Consider the following 15,023-nt stretch of genomic DNA (forward strand, 5'->3'; position numbering starts at 1 on the left):
GAAGGCAGCGGGCAGGCCGAACGCCATGACACCACTGCCGGTACGTGCAGGGGCCATCCCGCAGGCAGGGCCCACCAACGACGACGGGGCCCGAAGGCCCCGTCATCGATACCGCTACCGCGTTCGGCGTTAGGCCGTATCAGTTGGCCTGATAGCGATGCAGCCGGTGGCGACGCTCGAACTCCTGCACCCGCTGGCGGGCGAATTCGATCGTCTGCGCGGTCATCACGCTGTGGTTTTCGTCCTTGAGCTCGCCGCCCAGATGACGCACCAGCACCATGGCGGTCTCGAGCATCGCCTCGAACGCCGCGGAGGTGTCGTTGGCGCCGGGCAGCGGCATCAGGAAGGTGACCCCCGGGGTGACGATCTCATGCATCTTGTCGAGATCGAACACGCCCGGCTTGAGCACATTGACCATCGAGAACTGCAGCTCGCTGTCGTCCGCCTCGGTCTCGTAGCGGTGGAAAATGCCCATCTCGCTGAAGCGCAGGCCGCAGGCCAGCATCAGGTTGAGCAGCGTGGTGCCGTCGAACCCTTCTTCGGTCCGCGCCAGCACGCTGATGACGATGACTTCCTCGGCATTCGAGAGCGTCTCACGGGCCCGCGCAGCGCTGACGTGATGGCGCTTGGCACGCTCCACCGCCGGATGCGTGGTGACCACGTCGCGCCGCGGCGCGTCATCCCGGGGTGCTTGGTCGAAAGCCGCTCGATCGAACGCTGCCTGGTCGAAGGTCGGCGCATCGGCCGCGCCGCGCAGCTCGGCTTCATCCACGGCCGCCGCTGGCGCGTCACTCGCCGCCGGCATCCCGCCAGCCGGCGTCAGCGCGGTGATCTGCAGACGCGAGGGGTCGAGCTGCGGCGTGTCGGCGTCGACGCGGACTTCGGCGGTCTCGGCGCGCGCGTCGATACCAGCCTCGGCGGCGGACAGGCGCGGCTCTTCGTGCGCCCGCTCATGCGCCCGAGCGGCGGCGGCATCGTCGCGTTTCTGACCCAGGCGATGGGCAGAGTCGCTGACCCGCTTGGCGCCGGCCTTCATCGCGCTCTTGACGTTCTCCTGCATGTCGGCGAACGAGGTACGCGACTTGTAGCGGCCGAACACGCTGCTCTTTATCTGGTCGTCGGGAATCCGCTCCTGACGCTTGGGCTCGGCCGGGCGGATGGGTTCGGCGCCATCACTGCTGCGCTCGAACGTCGCCGGCCGGACGACACGTGCCCCTCCATTGGGCAATTCCCAGTTGATCTCGGCCGCACGGGCCTCCTCTTCCGGATCCACGTGGGATTCGGCGTCGTTTCCGCTGGATTCCATCGCCTGGTCAAGGCGCGGAACACGACGTTGGCGCTGTAGACGGCGGAAGCCATCGATCACGATGGTCGCCACCAAAACCAGCCCCAGGATGATCAGCCACTCTCTTAGTTCCATGGGTCGTCTTGCCTGTTCGCGGTGCCACTATGCGGGTAGAGGACAACATGCTTGCGGCATGTGGGCTCTAGCATAGCGTGATTTTCCTAAAATGGGCGACTTTTTTTCATTGTCAAGTAAAGTTTTTGCCCGCCAGCAACCGCCCTTCAATTTTCCCTAATGCTCGACATCCTATTACGCCGATAGCCGCTTTGGCTATTTCGGGCAAACTCAGGACGCCTCTGCCATCGACGCCGCCTCGTCGACCCCGACCGCGACCAGGCGTGAGACACCTGGCTCCTGCATGGTCACCCCCATCAATCGCTCGGCGGCCTCCATGGCAATCTTGTTGTGGGTGATGAAGATGAACTGCACGCTCTCGGACATCTCCTTCACCAGTTTCGCGTAGCGCCCCACATTGGCATCGTCCAGCGGCGCGTCGACTTCGTCGAGCATGCAAAAAGGCGCCGGATTGAGCTGGAAGATGGCAAACACCAGCGACAGTGCGGTCAGCGCCTTTTCGCCGCCGGAGAGCAGATGAATGGTGCTGTTTTTCTTGCCCGGCGGACGCGCCATGATGGCCACCCCGGTCTCCAGCAAATCCTCCCCGGTCAGGGTCAACCACGCGGCCCCGCCGCCGAAGACTCGGGGGAAAAGCGCCATCAGGCCCTGATTGACTTGCTCGAAAGTCTGCTTGAACCGGGTGCGGGTCTCCTGATCGATGCGCCGGATCGCCCGCTCCAGGGTCTCGATCGCCTCGCTGAGTTCGGCGTGCTGGGCCTCGAGGTAGTCGCGGCGCTCGGCCTGCTGGTCGTACTCCTCGATCGCCGCCAGGTTGATCGCACCCAGCCGGCGGATGCGTTCACCGGTCTCCTCGAGCCGGGTCTGCCACGCCGACTCGGTGGCGTTGGGATCGAGCGCAGCACCCAGGGCCTCGGCGTCGTGCTGCTGCTCGGCGAGCTGCTCGGCCTGGGCATCGGCCTTGAGCGCCAGCGCCTGGAGCTGCATGCGCCCCTCCTGCAGGCGCGTGCGCAGCCCTTCCAGATCGCGCTCGTGCTGCTGACGCTCGAGCTCGCTCTGGCGCAGCATCTCGCCGAGCTGGTTGGCGCGGTCACGACACTGATTGAGGGCACTCTCCTGCTGGCTGCGCCGCTCGAGCAGCGCGGCCAGGCGCTGCTGCTGGTCGTCATCGGGCTGGTTGAGGCGCTCGCGCTCGGCCGCCAACCCCGCACAGCGCTCTTCCAGCGCGGCCAGTTGGGTGCGGCTGCGCTGCGCCTGCTGCGCCAGTTCACCGCGCTGGGTCTCGAGACGCTGGCGCTCCAGCGCCAGTTGCTGCTGGCGCTGCCCCGCCTGCTGCTGCTGACGGCGCAGCTCGGCCAGACGCTCCCGCGCCTGCTGGCGGGTGGCGTTGATGGCGGCCCGCTGCCCGGCCCCCGCCTCGACCTCGGCCAGCGCTTGCTGCCAGCGTTCGCGGGTCTCTTCCAGCGTCTCGCGGGTCTCTTCCAGGCGCGCCTGGCGCGCTTCGCTCTCGGCGGCGAGTTCAGCGGCCCGCGCGGTGCTGTGCTCGAGCCGGCTCTCCAGCGTGGCCAGCCGCGTGGCCTGCTGCTGACGCTCACGCGAGAGGTCGAGCTCGGCCTGGCGCAGCGCTTCCAGCCCGCGTTCGCTCTCCTCGATCGCCGCCTCGCCCGCCTCGAGGCTCTCCGACAGCGCCGCCAGGCGCTGGTCGATCTCCGCTACCTGGATAGCCAGCGCCTCGCGCCGCTGACGCTGCAGCAGCACGCTGTCGCCCTGGGCGTCCTGCGCGCCCAGCCGACGCACCCAGCCATGGCCGAGCCACAGCCCGTCGGCGGTGATCACGCTCTCGCCGGGGGCGAGCGCGGGCTGTGCGGCCCAGGCGCTGGCGTGATCGTCGACGCAGCGCACGCCTCCCAGCAGGGCGCCCAGCGCCGCGCTGCCGCGGGCCTTGGCGGCGAGCGAATCCGCCGGCGCCGGCGCGGCCGATGCCCCCGGGGCGACCAGCGGCAGCTCGCCGCTGGCCAGCTGTTCCAGCGCTTCCCGTGCCGGCGTCAGATCGGCGACCCGCGCCTTGAGCCAGGGCGCCAGCACCCAGCTCACGCAGCGCTCCCAGCCCGTCTCCACCTCGAGGCACTCGGCAAGCCGGGGGGCAGTGTCCAGCGCGTGCGCTGCCAGCTGCTCGGTAAGGGCGCTGTCGTCATCCGCCAGCGCGGCTTCGATCAGCGCCTCCAGCGAGGCGATCTCGCCCTGGGCGCGATGGTGGCGCTCGCGCAGGGCATCGCGCTCACGCTGGGCCGAGGCGAGCGCCTCACGCGCCTGCTCACGCTCCTCCTGGCGCGCTTCACGCCGGATCGTCAGGGTCTCCTGGCGCTCGTCTAAGATCGCCAGCGCCGCCTGCAGCTCGTCCCGCTCGGCCTCGAGCGCGCTGACATCGGGCAGCGCTGCAAGCTGCTGCTGGCGGCGCTCGATCTCGCCCACCAGCTCCTCGCTCTGGCGCTCCAGGCGCTGGATCGCCTCCTGCTCGCGCTCGGCGCGGTGGCGGCTGTCGCCGGCCTGCTGCTCGATGCGCTCCCACTCGGCCTGGTGCGCCTCGGCCTCGGCTTCGGCCTCTTCCAGGCTCTGTGCCAGCGTCAGCAGCGTCTCGTCGGCCAGTTCCGCCTCCGGTGCCAGCGCTTCGAGGCGTTCGGCGAGGGCCTCGCCGCGGGCGTCGTCCTCGCCCGCCAGCGCCGCCAGCGACTCGCGCTCGCGGCGGGCGGCGTCGAGATCGGCGGCGAGCTGCTGGTCGCGCTGACGCACGTGTTCGAGCGACTGCTCCAGCCGCGCGATGTCGGCCCCGGTCTGGTAGAAAGCAGCCTGGTGCTGCTCCAGCTCGGCGGCGATCTCGTCGTGCTGCTCACGCCCCTCGACCAGACGGGTCTCGCACTGGCGCAGGCCGAGCACCTCGCGCTCCACCTGGGTCTCGTACTCGGCGACCCGCGCCGCCTCCTCGCGCTGCTGGCTGCGCAGCGCGCGCTCGCGCAGCAGCGCCAGCTCGCCGCGCAGGCGATGCTCTTCTTCTTTCAGGGTGCGGTAGCGGCGCGCGGCGTCGGCCTGACGCTTGAGCCGTTCGAGCTGCTTGTCGAGCTCCTCGCGAATGTCGTCGAGGCGCTCGATGTTCTCCTGGGTACGCCGCAGGCGGTTCTCGGTCTCGCGTCGGCGCTCCTTGTACTTGGAGATACCGGCCGCTTCTTCGAGGGTGGTGCGCAGCTCTTCCGGCCGCGCCTCGACCAGGCGCGAGATCATGCCCTGGCCGATGATGGCGTAGGAGCGCGGGCCCAGGCCGGTGCCGAGGAAGATATCGGCGATATCGCGGCGGCGGCACTTCTGGCCGTTGAGGAAGTAGCTCGACTGGGCGTCGCGGGTGACCTGGCGCTTGACCGCGATCTCGGCGTAGTCGGCGTAGGCGCCGCCGAGGCTGCCGTCGCGGTTGTCGAAGAGCAGTTCGATGGAGGCCTGACCCACCGGCGCACGGCCGCTGGAGCCGTTGAAGATGACGTCGGTCATCGACTCGCCGCGCAGGGTCTTGGCCGAGGACTCCCCCATGACCCAGCGCACCGCATCGATGACATTGGACTTGCCGCAGCCGTTGGGGCCGACGATCGCGGTCATGTTGCCGTCGAACGGTACCGTGACCGGATCGACGAACGATTTGAAACCAGCCAGTTTGATCGACTTGAGGCGCATGCCGACTGCACGACTCCTTGAATACGAACGCCTTTAACTACCGCTAGACGATATGGGCTTATCCGGCGGCAGGGCGTCGCGAGGGCGCTGTGAACCCTTCCCTGGGCGCTACCTTTGCCATCCCTGGCAAAGGACCCTCGCTTTGCCCTGTCCCCGGCGCCCGTCGTCAGAGGGTTTGGAATGGAAATGGGCGCTCAGCGCACCGCGAAACGAATCGGCAGAGCCTAAGCCACCGCGGGGGCGATATCCAGCCCGGCCGCCGTCGGCGCGCCTTGCCGCCCACCGCCGGCTTGCTATGATGAAGCCGTTTCCTCGGGAGAAGACGATGACAAATTCCGCACCGAGCTTTCTGCAGCGCCAGCCCCACCTGCCCCTGATCGACGGCCACTGGGAGTCGGTGGACGCCACCGACTTGGTCGAGATTCCGCTGCTGGGCCAGGTCGCCGCCGGCCTGCCGATGGAGGCGTGCCTGGACGACGCCACCGTCCAGGTGCCCGCCCAGCTGGTGCGACGCAACACCTATGCCCTGCGCGTGCGCGGCGACTCGATGATCGACTGCAATATCTTCGATGGCGACATCATCATCATCGAGCGCTACGAATCCGCCGAGAACGGCGAGACCGCGGTGGTCCTGATCAACAACCAGGAAGTGACCTTGAAGAAGCTATTCATCGAGAAATCCGGCGTGCGCCTGCAGCCGGCCAACGACACCATGGCGCCGATCTTTCTCAAGAACGAGGACGTGCAGGTGCTCGGGCTGGTGATGGGTGTCATGCGTAATCCGCCCCAGGCGGCCTGATGCGCTATGCGATTCCCGCGCTGGCGCCAGGGGCGATCCACAGCCACAGCCTCGAGATCGACAAGAGTCGCTTCATCACCTGGGTCGCCCACGCCCCGGACGCCGCCGCCTTCGACCGCCTGCTGAACGAAGCACGCGCCACCTACCCCGATGCCAGCCACCACTGCTCCGCGTTCATCGCCGGTGCCCCCGGCGAGCAGGTGGCGATCGGCTTCTCCGACGACGGCGAGCCCGGCGGCACCGCCGGCCGGCCGATGTTCCAGGCCCTGGAGGGCAGCGGCCTGGGCCAGGTCGCGGTGGTCGTCACGCGCTACTTCGGCGGCATCAAATTGGGCACCGGTGGCCTGGTGCGCGCCTATACCCAGGCGGTGACCCAAGCATTGGAAAGCCTGCCACGGCGCGAATTCACCGAGCGCATGCAGCGCCGGGTGCGTGTCGGTTTCGCCCTCGAAGCCCAGGCGCGCCACTGGTTGCAGGCCCACGAGGTCCCGGTGGAAGCCGCCGACTACGACGGCCAGGGCGTCACCCTGACGCTGGCCTGGCCCGCCGACGACAGTCTCGATCTGGCGCTGCTGGCGCAGCGTCTGCGGGGCGAGCTGGAGTGCCTCGACGAGTAGCTGGCGTTCATCGACTCGCTGCGGGCGCACACACTCGCTGCAGGCGCCCGTATTTGCCACAGACGTTCATTCACTCGCCGCGCGCGCCCATATTTGCCACGGGAGCCCGTTCATTCGCTGCAGGCGCTTTTGGCCACGTCGTAGGAGAGCTGGATATGCGCGTGGATCAGCTCACGCGCCGCGGCGATCCCCCGCGCCAGCGCCAGCTCCACCAGCTCGGCGTGCTGCACGTCGAGCTGGGCGCGAAGATCCTGATGCGCCGGCGCCATGCGCCGGTAGCGATCGAACTGGTCATGCAACTGCTCGATGAAGCGCAAGAGCCACACCGAGCCGCAGGGTTCGAGCAGGCGCCGATGGAACTGCAGATGCATCTGTTCCCAGTGTTCGAGCGCATCGGGCTGCTCGTCGGCGCGCTTGAGCCGGTGAAAGGCCGCCAGCAGCTCCGCCTCCCACTGGGCGTCGCCATGGCGCAACGCCGCCTCCAGCGCCTGGACCTCGAACTGCTGGCGCAGCCCGGCGATATCGTCGAGCTCGCGGCGCTTCAGCGCCGGCACGCGAAAGCCACGCTGGTTCTCCTGCGCCAGCAACCCGTAGGCGGCGAGGCGATTGAGCGCTTCACGCAGCGGGCTCAACCCCACCGCATAGGTCTGCCGGAGATGGCTGATCGCGAGCTTCTCGCCGGCGACGAAGCGCCCGCGGATCAGATCGCGCTTGAGCGCGGCGTAGACCTGACTCGCCGCGGTGGTGGCATCCAGCGCCTTGGTCGGCGCCTGTCTCATGCTCATGCGGTGTCCTGCTGTCGATCCATGGCGTACTCCTCGGCCCGGTAGCGCTTGACCCTCGTACAAAATCGACGTCATAGTAAAAATCGATTTTTTCAGCATAACCGATCGTCCCCCGTGCCGGCCACGTGCTCGCGCCACCGCAGCACCCTGCGGCGCCAACGCCAGGGGTACGAACCTCAACGACAAGAACCTTCGGGATCACCGCCATGAGCCTCGCGTTCGACCACAACAACCCCTACCCCTCGCGCCGCAGCGCGACCTACTCGCAGCGCGGCATGGTCGCCGCCTCGCAGCCCCAGGCCAGCCAGGCGGGGCGCGACATGCTGGCCCAGGGCGGCAACGCGGTGGATGCCGCGATCGCCACTGCCGCGGTGCTGAGCGTGGTCGAGCCCAGCGGCAACGGCATCGGCGGTGACGCCTTCGCGCTGGTGTGGATGGCAAGCGAAGGCGGCCGCGGTCAGCTTCACGGTCTCAACGCCAGCGGCCATGCGCCCGCCGCCCTGACCCCGGAGGCGGTCCGCGCGGCGGGCCACAGCGAAATGCCGCTGCACGGCTGGACGCCGGTCACGGTGCCGGGCACGCCGGCGGCCTGGGCGACGCTGTCGCAGCGCTTCGGCAAGCTCGACTTCGCCACCCTGCTGGCACCGGCGATCCGCATCGCCCGCGAGGGTTTCCCGGTATCACCGGTGATCAGCGCCCTGTGGCAGCGTGCCGAGGGCGAGTTCCGCGCCCGCGCCGACGATCCCGCGGTGGCGCCGTGGCTCGACGCCTTCGCGCCCCACGGCCGCGCCCCGCACCCCGGCGAGCTGCATCGCAACGAGGCCCAGGCGCGCACCCTGGAAGCGCTGGCCGAGAGCCACTGCGAGAGCTTCTATCGCGGTGCCCTGGCGCAGACCATCGACGCCTTCTCGCGCCGGACCGGCGGCTATCTGCGCGCCGAGGATCTGGCCGGCTACACCCCGGAGTGGGTCGAGCCGATCGCCGCCGACTATCGCGGCTACCAGGTGTGGGAGATTCCGCCCAACGGCCAGGGCATGGTGGCGCTGATGGCACTGCGGATGATGGAGGGCTTCGACCCCAGCGTGCGCGACGACCCCGAGCTGCTGCACCGCCAGATCGAGGCGATGAAGCTCGCCTATACCGACGGCCACCACCACATCACCGATGGCGGCCACATGCGCACCAGCGTGGCGGCACTGCTCAGCGACGCCTACGCCGACACCCGCCGGCGCCTGATCGGCGCCACCGCCATCGACCCCGAGCCGGGCCAGCCCCAGGCCGGTGGCACGGTCTATCTGGCCACCGCGGACGCCGACGGCAACATGGTCTCCTACATCCAGAGCAACTATCACGGCTTCGGCTCCGGCGTGGTGGTGCCGGACACCGGTATCTCGCTGCAGAACCGCGGCCACGGCTTCAGCCTCGATGCCGACCACGTCAACGTGCTCGCCCCCGGCAAGCGCACCTTCCACACCATCATCCCCGGCTTTCTCAGCCGTGACGGTATCGGCTTGGGGCCGTTCGGGGTGATGGGCGGCTTCATGCAGCCACAGGGACATCTACAGGTAGTGATGAATCTGATCGATTACGGACTCAACCCGCAGGCGGCGCTGGACGCCCCGCGCTGGCAGTGGATGGGCGAGCGCCAGGTGGGTATCGAGCCCGGCTATCCGCTGCATCTGGTGCGCGACATGGCCGCGCGCGGCCATCAGGTCTCGCTGGCGATCGACAGCACCAGCTACGGCCGCGGCCAGATCATCCTGCGCCACCCCGATACCGGGGTCTACTGCGGCGGCACCGAGCCGCGCACCGACTCCAGCATCGCGGTGCTCTGACCATGCGGACTCAGGGCATACGCACCCAGTGGCAACTGTTTCTCGCCTTCCTGCGCGTCGGCCTGCTCGGCTTCGGCGGTGGTCCTTCGATGATCCCGCTGGTGCGGGCCGAAGTGGTCACCCGCTACGCGTGGATGGATGACGCCGAATTCGGCGACGTGCTGGCCATCGGCAACACCCTGCCGGGGCCGATCGCGACCAAGATGGCCGGCTATATCGGCTATCGGGTCGGCGGCCTCGGCGGCTGCGTGATCGCCGTGCTGGCCCAGATCCTGCCCTGCATCGTGGCCATGGTGGCGCTGCTGGGGCTGTTCACCCGCTACCGCGACCAGCGCTGGATCGAGGGCATGAGCCAGGGCGTGGTACCGGTGGTGATGGTGATGATGGCGCAACTGACCTGGGACTTCTGGCAGAAGTCGCGGGCCGCGCTGGGCTGGATCGCCAGCCTGGTCATGGGTGTGGTGGCCGGCGGGCTGATCTACGGGCTCGACATCCATCCCGGCCTGGTGATCGGCGCCATCCTGGTCGCGGCGCTGCTGCGCCCGGAGCGTAGCCGGCGGCGCAAGGAGGCCAGCTCATGATCTACTGGGAGCTGTTCCTGGCGTTCTTCATTCCCAACATCGTCGGCTACGGCGGCGGCCCGGCGATCATCCCGCTGATCGAGAACGAGGTGGTCGGCCGCTACGGCTGGATGACCTCGCAGCAGTTCGCCGAGACCCTGGCACTGGGCAATACCCTGCCCAGCCCGATCGCCACCAAGATGGCCGGCTATATCGGCTATGACGTCGCCGGTATCGGCGGCAGCGCAATCGCCACCTTCGCCACCGTGGCGCCGTCGCTGCTTTTGATGCTGGTGGCGCTGGGCACCCTCTACCGCTACCGCGACTCGATCAAGGTGAAGTCGATGAGCCAGTGGGTGCGCCCGGTGATCATGGTGCTGATGGCCTATCTCACCTGGTCGTTCGCCGCCGAAGGCGTGGACAACGCCGGCTGGCTGCACGCGGCGATCATCGGCGCCGCGGCCACGCTGCTGCTGTGGCGCTTCAAGCTTCACCCGATCTGGGCGGTGCTGCTCGGACTCATCTATGGAGGACTGCTGCTCGGCTGAGTTGGCCGACTCCCGGTGAACGCGGCACGCGCACCGGTCTACAACGACAATCTGCGCTAGACGACATTCGACGCCATTCCAATGCCAATAAAGGACGATTCGATGTTCACTCGACCGATCAAGACCTCAGCCGGCGCGCGCCGGCGCTTCAGCGCCAGCGCCGCTATCGCCTCTCTCGTCACCGGATTGGGCCTGGGCTCGCTAGGACTGGGTTCGCTAGGGCTGGGCATGCTCGGCGCCAGCCCCGCCGCCCAGGCCGAAGACTACCCCGATCATGCCATCGAATTCATCGTGCCGTGGTCACCCGGCGGCGGCAGCGATGCCTTGATGCGCGTGATCTCCAACGCCGCCGAGCAGTACCTCGGCCAGCCGCTGCCGGTGATCAACATGCCCGGGGTCAGCGGCACCCTGGGGCTGAAGGCACTGGCCCAGAAAGCGCCCGACGGCTATACCCTGGGTCAGATCCACGAGGGGCTGATGGCGGCCCACGCCACCGGGCTCACCCCGCTCGACTGGGACGATTTCCAGCCGATCGCCTCGCTGGCCTCGTCGCCCCAGTATCTGGTGGTCAACGCCGATAGCGGCTGGGAGACCTTTGCCGACTTCGCCGCCTACGCCAAGGCCAACCCCGGCAAGGTGCGCTTCGGTGCCACCCTCGGCGGCATTCCCCACGTCCACGGCGCGATGATCGAGGACGCCATCGGCACCTCCTTCCGCTACGTCGGCTACGAGGGCACCGGGGCGCGCATCCGCGGCCTGGTGGGCGGTCATATCGACGCCGCGATCGGCGATATCTCCTCCTCGCTAGGCTTCGTCGACAACGGCGACCTGCGCTTTCTCGCCGTGGGCACCCCCCAACGGCCGGCACAGACTCCGGACGTGCCCACCTTCAAGGAGCTCGGCTACCCCGGTCTCAAGCTGAGCATCAACCGCGGCCTCGTCGCCCCCAAAGGGATCGATCCGGCCAAGGTGGAGACACTGGCGGCGGACTTCGAGGAGATGTCGAAAGACCCCGCTTTCGTCGACAAGATGCGCGCGCTCGGCGCCGGGGTCGAGTTCATGGGCCCCAACGCCTACGCCGACTACCTGGCCGAGGTCGACGCCACCGTCCAGCGTCTCTCCGGCAAGCTGGCCCGATGAGCGCCGACAATCCATCGGCCGCCGCCCCCTCGGGGCCGGCGGCCGACAGCACCCGTGGCGCGGTGCTGGCCAACCTGCTGTTCAATCTCGCCCTGGCCGCGCTGTTCACGGCGCTGTTCATCGATGCCGGCGAGCTGCCGTCATCGATGTGGGAGCCGCTGGGCGCGGGCGCCTTTCCGCGCCTGGTGCTGGGCGCACTGATCCTGTTCAACCTGGCTTTGGCGCTGCAGGCAGCCATGGCGCTGGGCCATGCCGCGCGCGGCGGGGGCGCTCTCGCCTGGCTCTACCGGCGGCGGTTGGCCTTCGCCACCCTGGCGGCGTTCGCGCTCTACGCGCTGGCGATGCCGTGGCTCGGCTTTCCGCTCGCCTCGCTGAGCTTCCTGCTCGCGGTGCAGTGGCTGCTCGGCGCCCGGCGCGGACGACGCCTGCTGGTGGCGGCAGTGGTCGCGGTGGCCTTCGGCCTGGGCCTTCATCTGCTGTTCGGCCAGGTCTTCCAGATCCCGCTACCCGCCGGGCGGCTTTGGTAGCCCGACAACGAGAGACACGCGCATGCCAATGACCGATGCTCTGCTGTCGAGCGTGGAACAGCTGTTTTCGCTGGCGACTCTGATCAGCATGCTGATCGGCGTCGTCGCCGGGGTGATCGCCGCCGCCATCCCCGGCTTCACCGTGACCATGGCGATCGTGCTGACGCTGCCGGTGACCTTCAGCATGCCGCCGCTGCAGGGCGTGGCGACGATGCTGGCGGTGTACGTCGGCGGCTGCTCCGGCGGGCTGATCAGTGCCGCCCTGCTGGGCATCCCCGGCACCCCCTCGTCGGTGGCGACCACCTTCGACGCCTACCCCATGGCGCGTGGCGGCGAGCCCGGACGCGCCCTGGGCCTGGGCATCTGGGCATCGTTCTTCGGCGCGCTGATCAGCGCCCTGGTGCTGATCGTGGCGGCCCCGCCGCTGGCGCTGATCGCGGTCAAGCTGGGGCCGTGGGAGTACTTCTCGCTGATCCTGTTCGCCATCACCGTGGTCGCCAGCCTGGTCGGCCGCTCGATTCTCAAGGGGCTGATGATGAGCCTGCTGGGGCTGTTCGTGGCGACCGTGGGGCCCGATCCGATGATGGGCGTGCCGCGCTTCACCTTCGATCTCGATCTGCTCGCCGCGGGCCTGCCCTTTCTGGTGGTGCTGATCGGGATCTTCGCGGTCAGCCAGCTCGCCGGCGAGGTGGAAAACCCGGACGAGCTGCGCCAGGGCCAGGCGCTGATCCAGGGGCGTCTCACGGTCAGGCCGCTGGTGGTGATGCGCGAGGTGCTGTCGCGCCCGCTCAACCTGCTGCGCTCGTCGCTGGTGGGGGTGGTGATCGGCGCGGTCCCCGGCGCCGGGGGCAGCATCGCCAATCTGATCGCCTACGACCAGGCCAAGCGCGCCTCCAAGACCCCGGAGCGCTTCGGCACCGGGATCGCCGACGGCGTGGTCGCCTCGGAGTCGGGCAACTCCGCCACCGCCGGCGGCGGGCTGATCCCGATGATCGCACTGGGGATCCCCGGCAGCGCGGTGGATGCGGTACTGATGGCGGCGCTGATGGTGCAGGGGATCAGCGTCGGGCCGCGGCTGATCATGGACAACCTCGACCTGGTCTACGGCATGTTCCTGGCGATGTTCCTCGCCGCCGGCATGGTGCTGGTGTTCTGCCTGCTCAGCCTGCGCTGGTTCTTGCGCATCACCGAGATTCCCAAGTCGATCATCGTGCCGGTGGTGCTGGTGTGCTGCGCGGTGGGCGCGCTGGCGCTCAACAACCGGGTGACCGACCTCTATCTACTGATCGGGGTGGGGCTGTTCGGCTATCTGCTGGCCAAACTCGACTATCCGCTGGCGCCGCTGGTGCTGGGGGTGATCCTGGGGCCGATCGCCGAGACCAACCTGCGCCGTGCGCTGATGGCCGACGAGAGCTGGACGCTGTTCTTCACCCGCCCGATCTCGCTGGCGCTGCTGGTGCTGGCAGCGCTCTCGGTGGCGTTCAGCGTGCGCCGGGTGCTGCGCGACAGACACCGCACTGCCACCCGCTGAGCGCCGCGCTCCCGGCTCGCCCCGCCCGCCGGGGGCGCTTCATCGGGGCATGGCATACCGCCACGGTTGTGCTAGTTTAGCGCCCGCCAGATCCTTGGAGGCCGCATGGCACGACACCCCTTTTCCGCCCCCACTCAAGCCGTCACCGATGCTCCCATGGATGCCGCCCCGCGCGGGCGTCTCGGTCTGGCCCCCATGGAGGGCGTGATCGACGCCGATACTCGGGCGCTGCTCAGCGCCGATGGCGCGCTGGACTGGTGCGTGACCGAGTTCGTGCGCGTGGTCGATGCGCGCCTGCCACCGCGGGTCTTCCTGCGTCACTGCCCGGAGCTGGCCGAGGCCGATGCGGCGGGGCCGCTGACCCCGACCGCGACCCCGGTAACGCTGCAGCTGCTCGGCTCCGACCCAGCCGCCCTGGCCGCCAACGCCGAGCAGGCGATCGCCCTGGGCGCCACCCGGCTCGACCTCAACTTCGGCTGCCCGGCCAAGACGGTCAACCGCCATGATGGCGGCGCCTCGCTGCTGCGTACGCCGGCGCGCGTGGCGCGGGCGGTGGCGGCGGTCGCCGAGGTGGCGTCCGCCCGTGGCGCCACGGTGAGCGCCAAGCTGCGCCTGGGCTTCGACGACCGCCGGGTGGCGCTGGCCTGTGCGCTGGCCGCCGAGGCCGGCGGCGCCCACGAGCTGGTGGTGCATGCGCGCACCCGGCGCGAGGGTTACCGCCCGCCGGCGCACTGGGAGTGGGTCGCCAGGATTCGCGCCGCCGTCGACGTGCCGGTGGTGGTCAATGGCGATATCTGGACGCTCGAAGCGTACTGGCAGGCGCGGACGCTCTCCGGCTGCACCGACGTCATGCTCGGCCGCGGCATGCTCGCCGACCCCTGGCTGGCGCGCCGCATCCGCCACTGGCAGGCGAGCGGCGGCGAGCGCCTGGCGACGACGCCCTGGGCGGCCCGCGCCGAGGTACTGTGCCGCTACGCCGCGCGCAAGCAGGCCGCAGGGATGGCAGAGAAGTTCATCGTCGCGCTGCTCAAGCAGTGGCTCAACATCATGCGCGGGCGCGATGCCGAGGCCGCCGCGCGTTTCACTGCGCTGCGCCGGGAGACCGCGCTGGCGCCACTGCTGGCCGGGCTGGCCCAGCCGGCGCTGAGCGACCCCGCCCCGGCCATGGAGCCGGCCACGGCACTGGTATAAGACGCTGGCGGGCGTCCGCCACGTTGGCCGGCCGCCTTGCCCGCGCGACCTCTTCGGCGCTTCCCGCCCTGCGCTTACAGGCGCTGCGCGACGCGCAAACGAAAACACCCGCATGCCGAAGCATGCGGGTGTCATCTGTATGGCGCGCCCGGGAGGATTCGAACCTCCGACCACCTGATTCGTAGTCAGGTACTCTATCCAGCTGAGCTACGGGCGCTTGAAATCGGTCGAGACGTCAGGTCTCTGGTACTGCTGAGCGACACTGCTTCAAGCGAGTGGCGCGCCCGGGAGGATTCGAACCTCCGACCACCTGATTCGTAGTCAGGTACTCTATCCAGCTGAGCTACGGGCGC

At 69.0% G+C, this 15,023-nt stretch carries 12 protein-coding genes and 2 tRNA genes; 9 read left to right on the plus strand and 5 right to left on the minus strand.

The features are described 5' to 3' along the window. Positions 1-139: 139 nt before the first annotated feature. A complete protein-coding gene (gene zipA / locus J0A90_RS06975; RefSeq protein ID WP_207033011.1) occupies positions 140-1,420 on the minus strand; it encodes a cell division protein ZipA in 1,281 nt (426 codons plus the stop codon). 210 nt (positions 1,421-1,630) lie between these two features. Next, positions 1,631-5,137, minus strand: coding sequence for a chromosome segregation protein SMC (smc, locus tag J0A90_RS06980; protein WP_233076573.1), 3,507 nt, complete (start codon positions 5,135-5,137; stop codon positions 1,631-1,633). A gap of 325 nt (positions 5,138-5,462) precedes the next feature. Here smc and J0A90_RS06985 point away from each other — a divergent pair, with 325 nt between their 5' ends. Continuing rightward, the gene (locus tag J0A90_RS06985) at positions 5,463-5,936 is read left to right on the plus strand and encodes a LexA family transcriptional regulator (protein ID WP_106419501.1); all 474 of its coding nucleotides are present in this window, start codon (positions 5,463-5,465) and stop codon (positions 5,934-5,936) included. Next, positions 5,936-6,553, plus strand: a complete 618-nt coding sequence (locus tag J0A90_RS06990; protein WP_207033013.1) for a YigZ family protein — start codon at positions 5,936-5,938, stop codon at positions 6,551-6,553. Before J0A90_RS06985 ends, J0A90_RS06990 begins: the two co-directional genes overlap by 1 nt. 110 nt (positions 6,554-6,663) lie before the next feature. Here the strand turns inward: J0A90_RS06990 and J0A90_RS06995 are convergent, their stop codons facing one another. After that, a complete protein-coding gene (locus J0A90_RS06995) occupies positions 6,664-7,332 on the minus strand; it encodes an FCD domain-containing protein (protein ID WP_207033677.1) in 669 nt (222 codons plus the stop codon). A 212-nt stretch (positions 7,333-7,544) separates the two neighbouring features. On the opposite strand from J0A90_RS06995, the gene J0A90_RS07000 reads away from it, so the two are divergent. From J0A90_RS07000 to J0A90_RS07030, 7 genes are all read left to right on the plus strand, one after another. Next, on the plus strand, positions 7,545-9,173 hold the full coding sequence (locus J0A90_RS07000) for a gamma-glutamyltransferase family protein (RefSeq protein WP_233076575.1): 1,629 nt from the start codon (positions 7,545-7,547) through the stop codon (positions 9,171-9,173). A 2-nt stretch (positions 9,174-9,175) separates the two neighbouring features. After that, the gene (locus J0A90_RS07005) at positions 9,176-9,754 is read left to right on the plus strand and encodes a chromate transporter (protein WP_207033016.1); all 579 of its coding nucleotides are present in this window, start codon (positions 9,176-9,178) and stop codon (positions 9,752-9,754) included. Then, on the plus strand, positions 9,751-10,281 hold the full coding sequence (locus tag J0A90_RS07010; protein WP_207033018.1) for a chromate transporter: 531 nt from the start codon (positions 9,751-9,753) through the stop codon (positions 10,279-10,281). The genes J0A90_RS07005 and J0A90_RS07010 overlap by 4 nt, the downstream gene beginning before the upstream one ends. Before the next feature lie 102 nt (positions 10,282-10,383). Beyond that, complete coding sequence (locus tag J0A90_RS07015; RefSeq protein WP_207033020.1) at positions 10,384-11,421, plus strand: tripartite tricarboxylate transporter substrate binding protein; 1,038 nt, start codon at positions 10,384-10,386, stop codon at positions 11,419-11,421. After that, on the plus strand, positions 11,418-11,948 hold the full coding sequence (locus tag J0A90_RS07020) for a tripartite tricarboxylate transporter TctB family protein (RefSeq protein WP_207033022.1): 531 nt from the start codon (positions 11,418-11,420) through the stop codon (positions 11,946-11,948). The genes J0A90_RS07015 and J0A90_RS07020 overlap by 4 nt, the downstream gene beginning before the upstream one ends. Before the next feature lie 22 nt (positions 11,949-11,970). Next, positions 11,971-13,479: a tripartite tricarboxylate transporter permease gene (locus tag J0A90_RS07025; protein ID WP_233076576.1), complete on the plus strand. Its 1,509-nt coding sequence runs from the start codon at positions 11,971-11,973 to the stop codon at positions 13,477-13,479. A gap of 195 nt (positions 13,480-13,674) precedes the next feature. Then, entirely contained in the window at positions 13,675-14,670 is a 996-nt protein-coding gene (locus J0A90_RS07030) for a tRNA-dihydrouridine synthase (RefSeq protein ID WP_207033682.1), read from the plus strand. Between the two features lie 140 nt (positions 14,671-14,810). Here J0A90_RS07030 and J0A90_RS07035 read toward each other — a convergent pair. Both J0A90_RS07035 and J0A90_RS07040 read right to left on the minus strand, forming a co-directional pair. After that, positions 14,811-14,887 (minus strand) — tRNA-Arg (locus tag J0A90_RS07035). Between the two features lie 59 nt (positions 14,888-14,946). Further along, positions 14,947-15,023 (minus strand) — tRNA-Arg (locus J0A90_RS07040).

It is taken from the genome of Salinicola sp. DM10 (assembly GCF_017306975.2).
In the GTDB taxonomy this organism is placed as follows: Bacteria; Pseudomonadota; Gammaproteobacteria; order Pseudomonadales; family Halomonadaceae; genus Salinicola.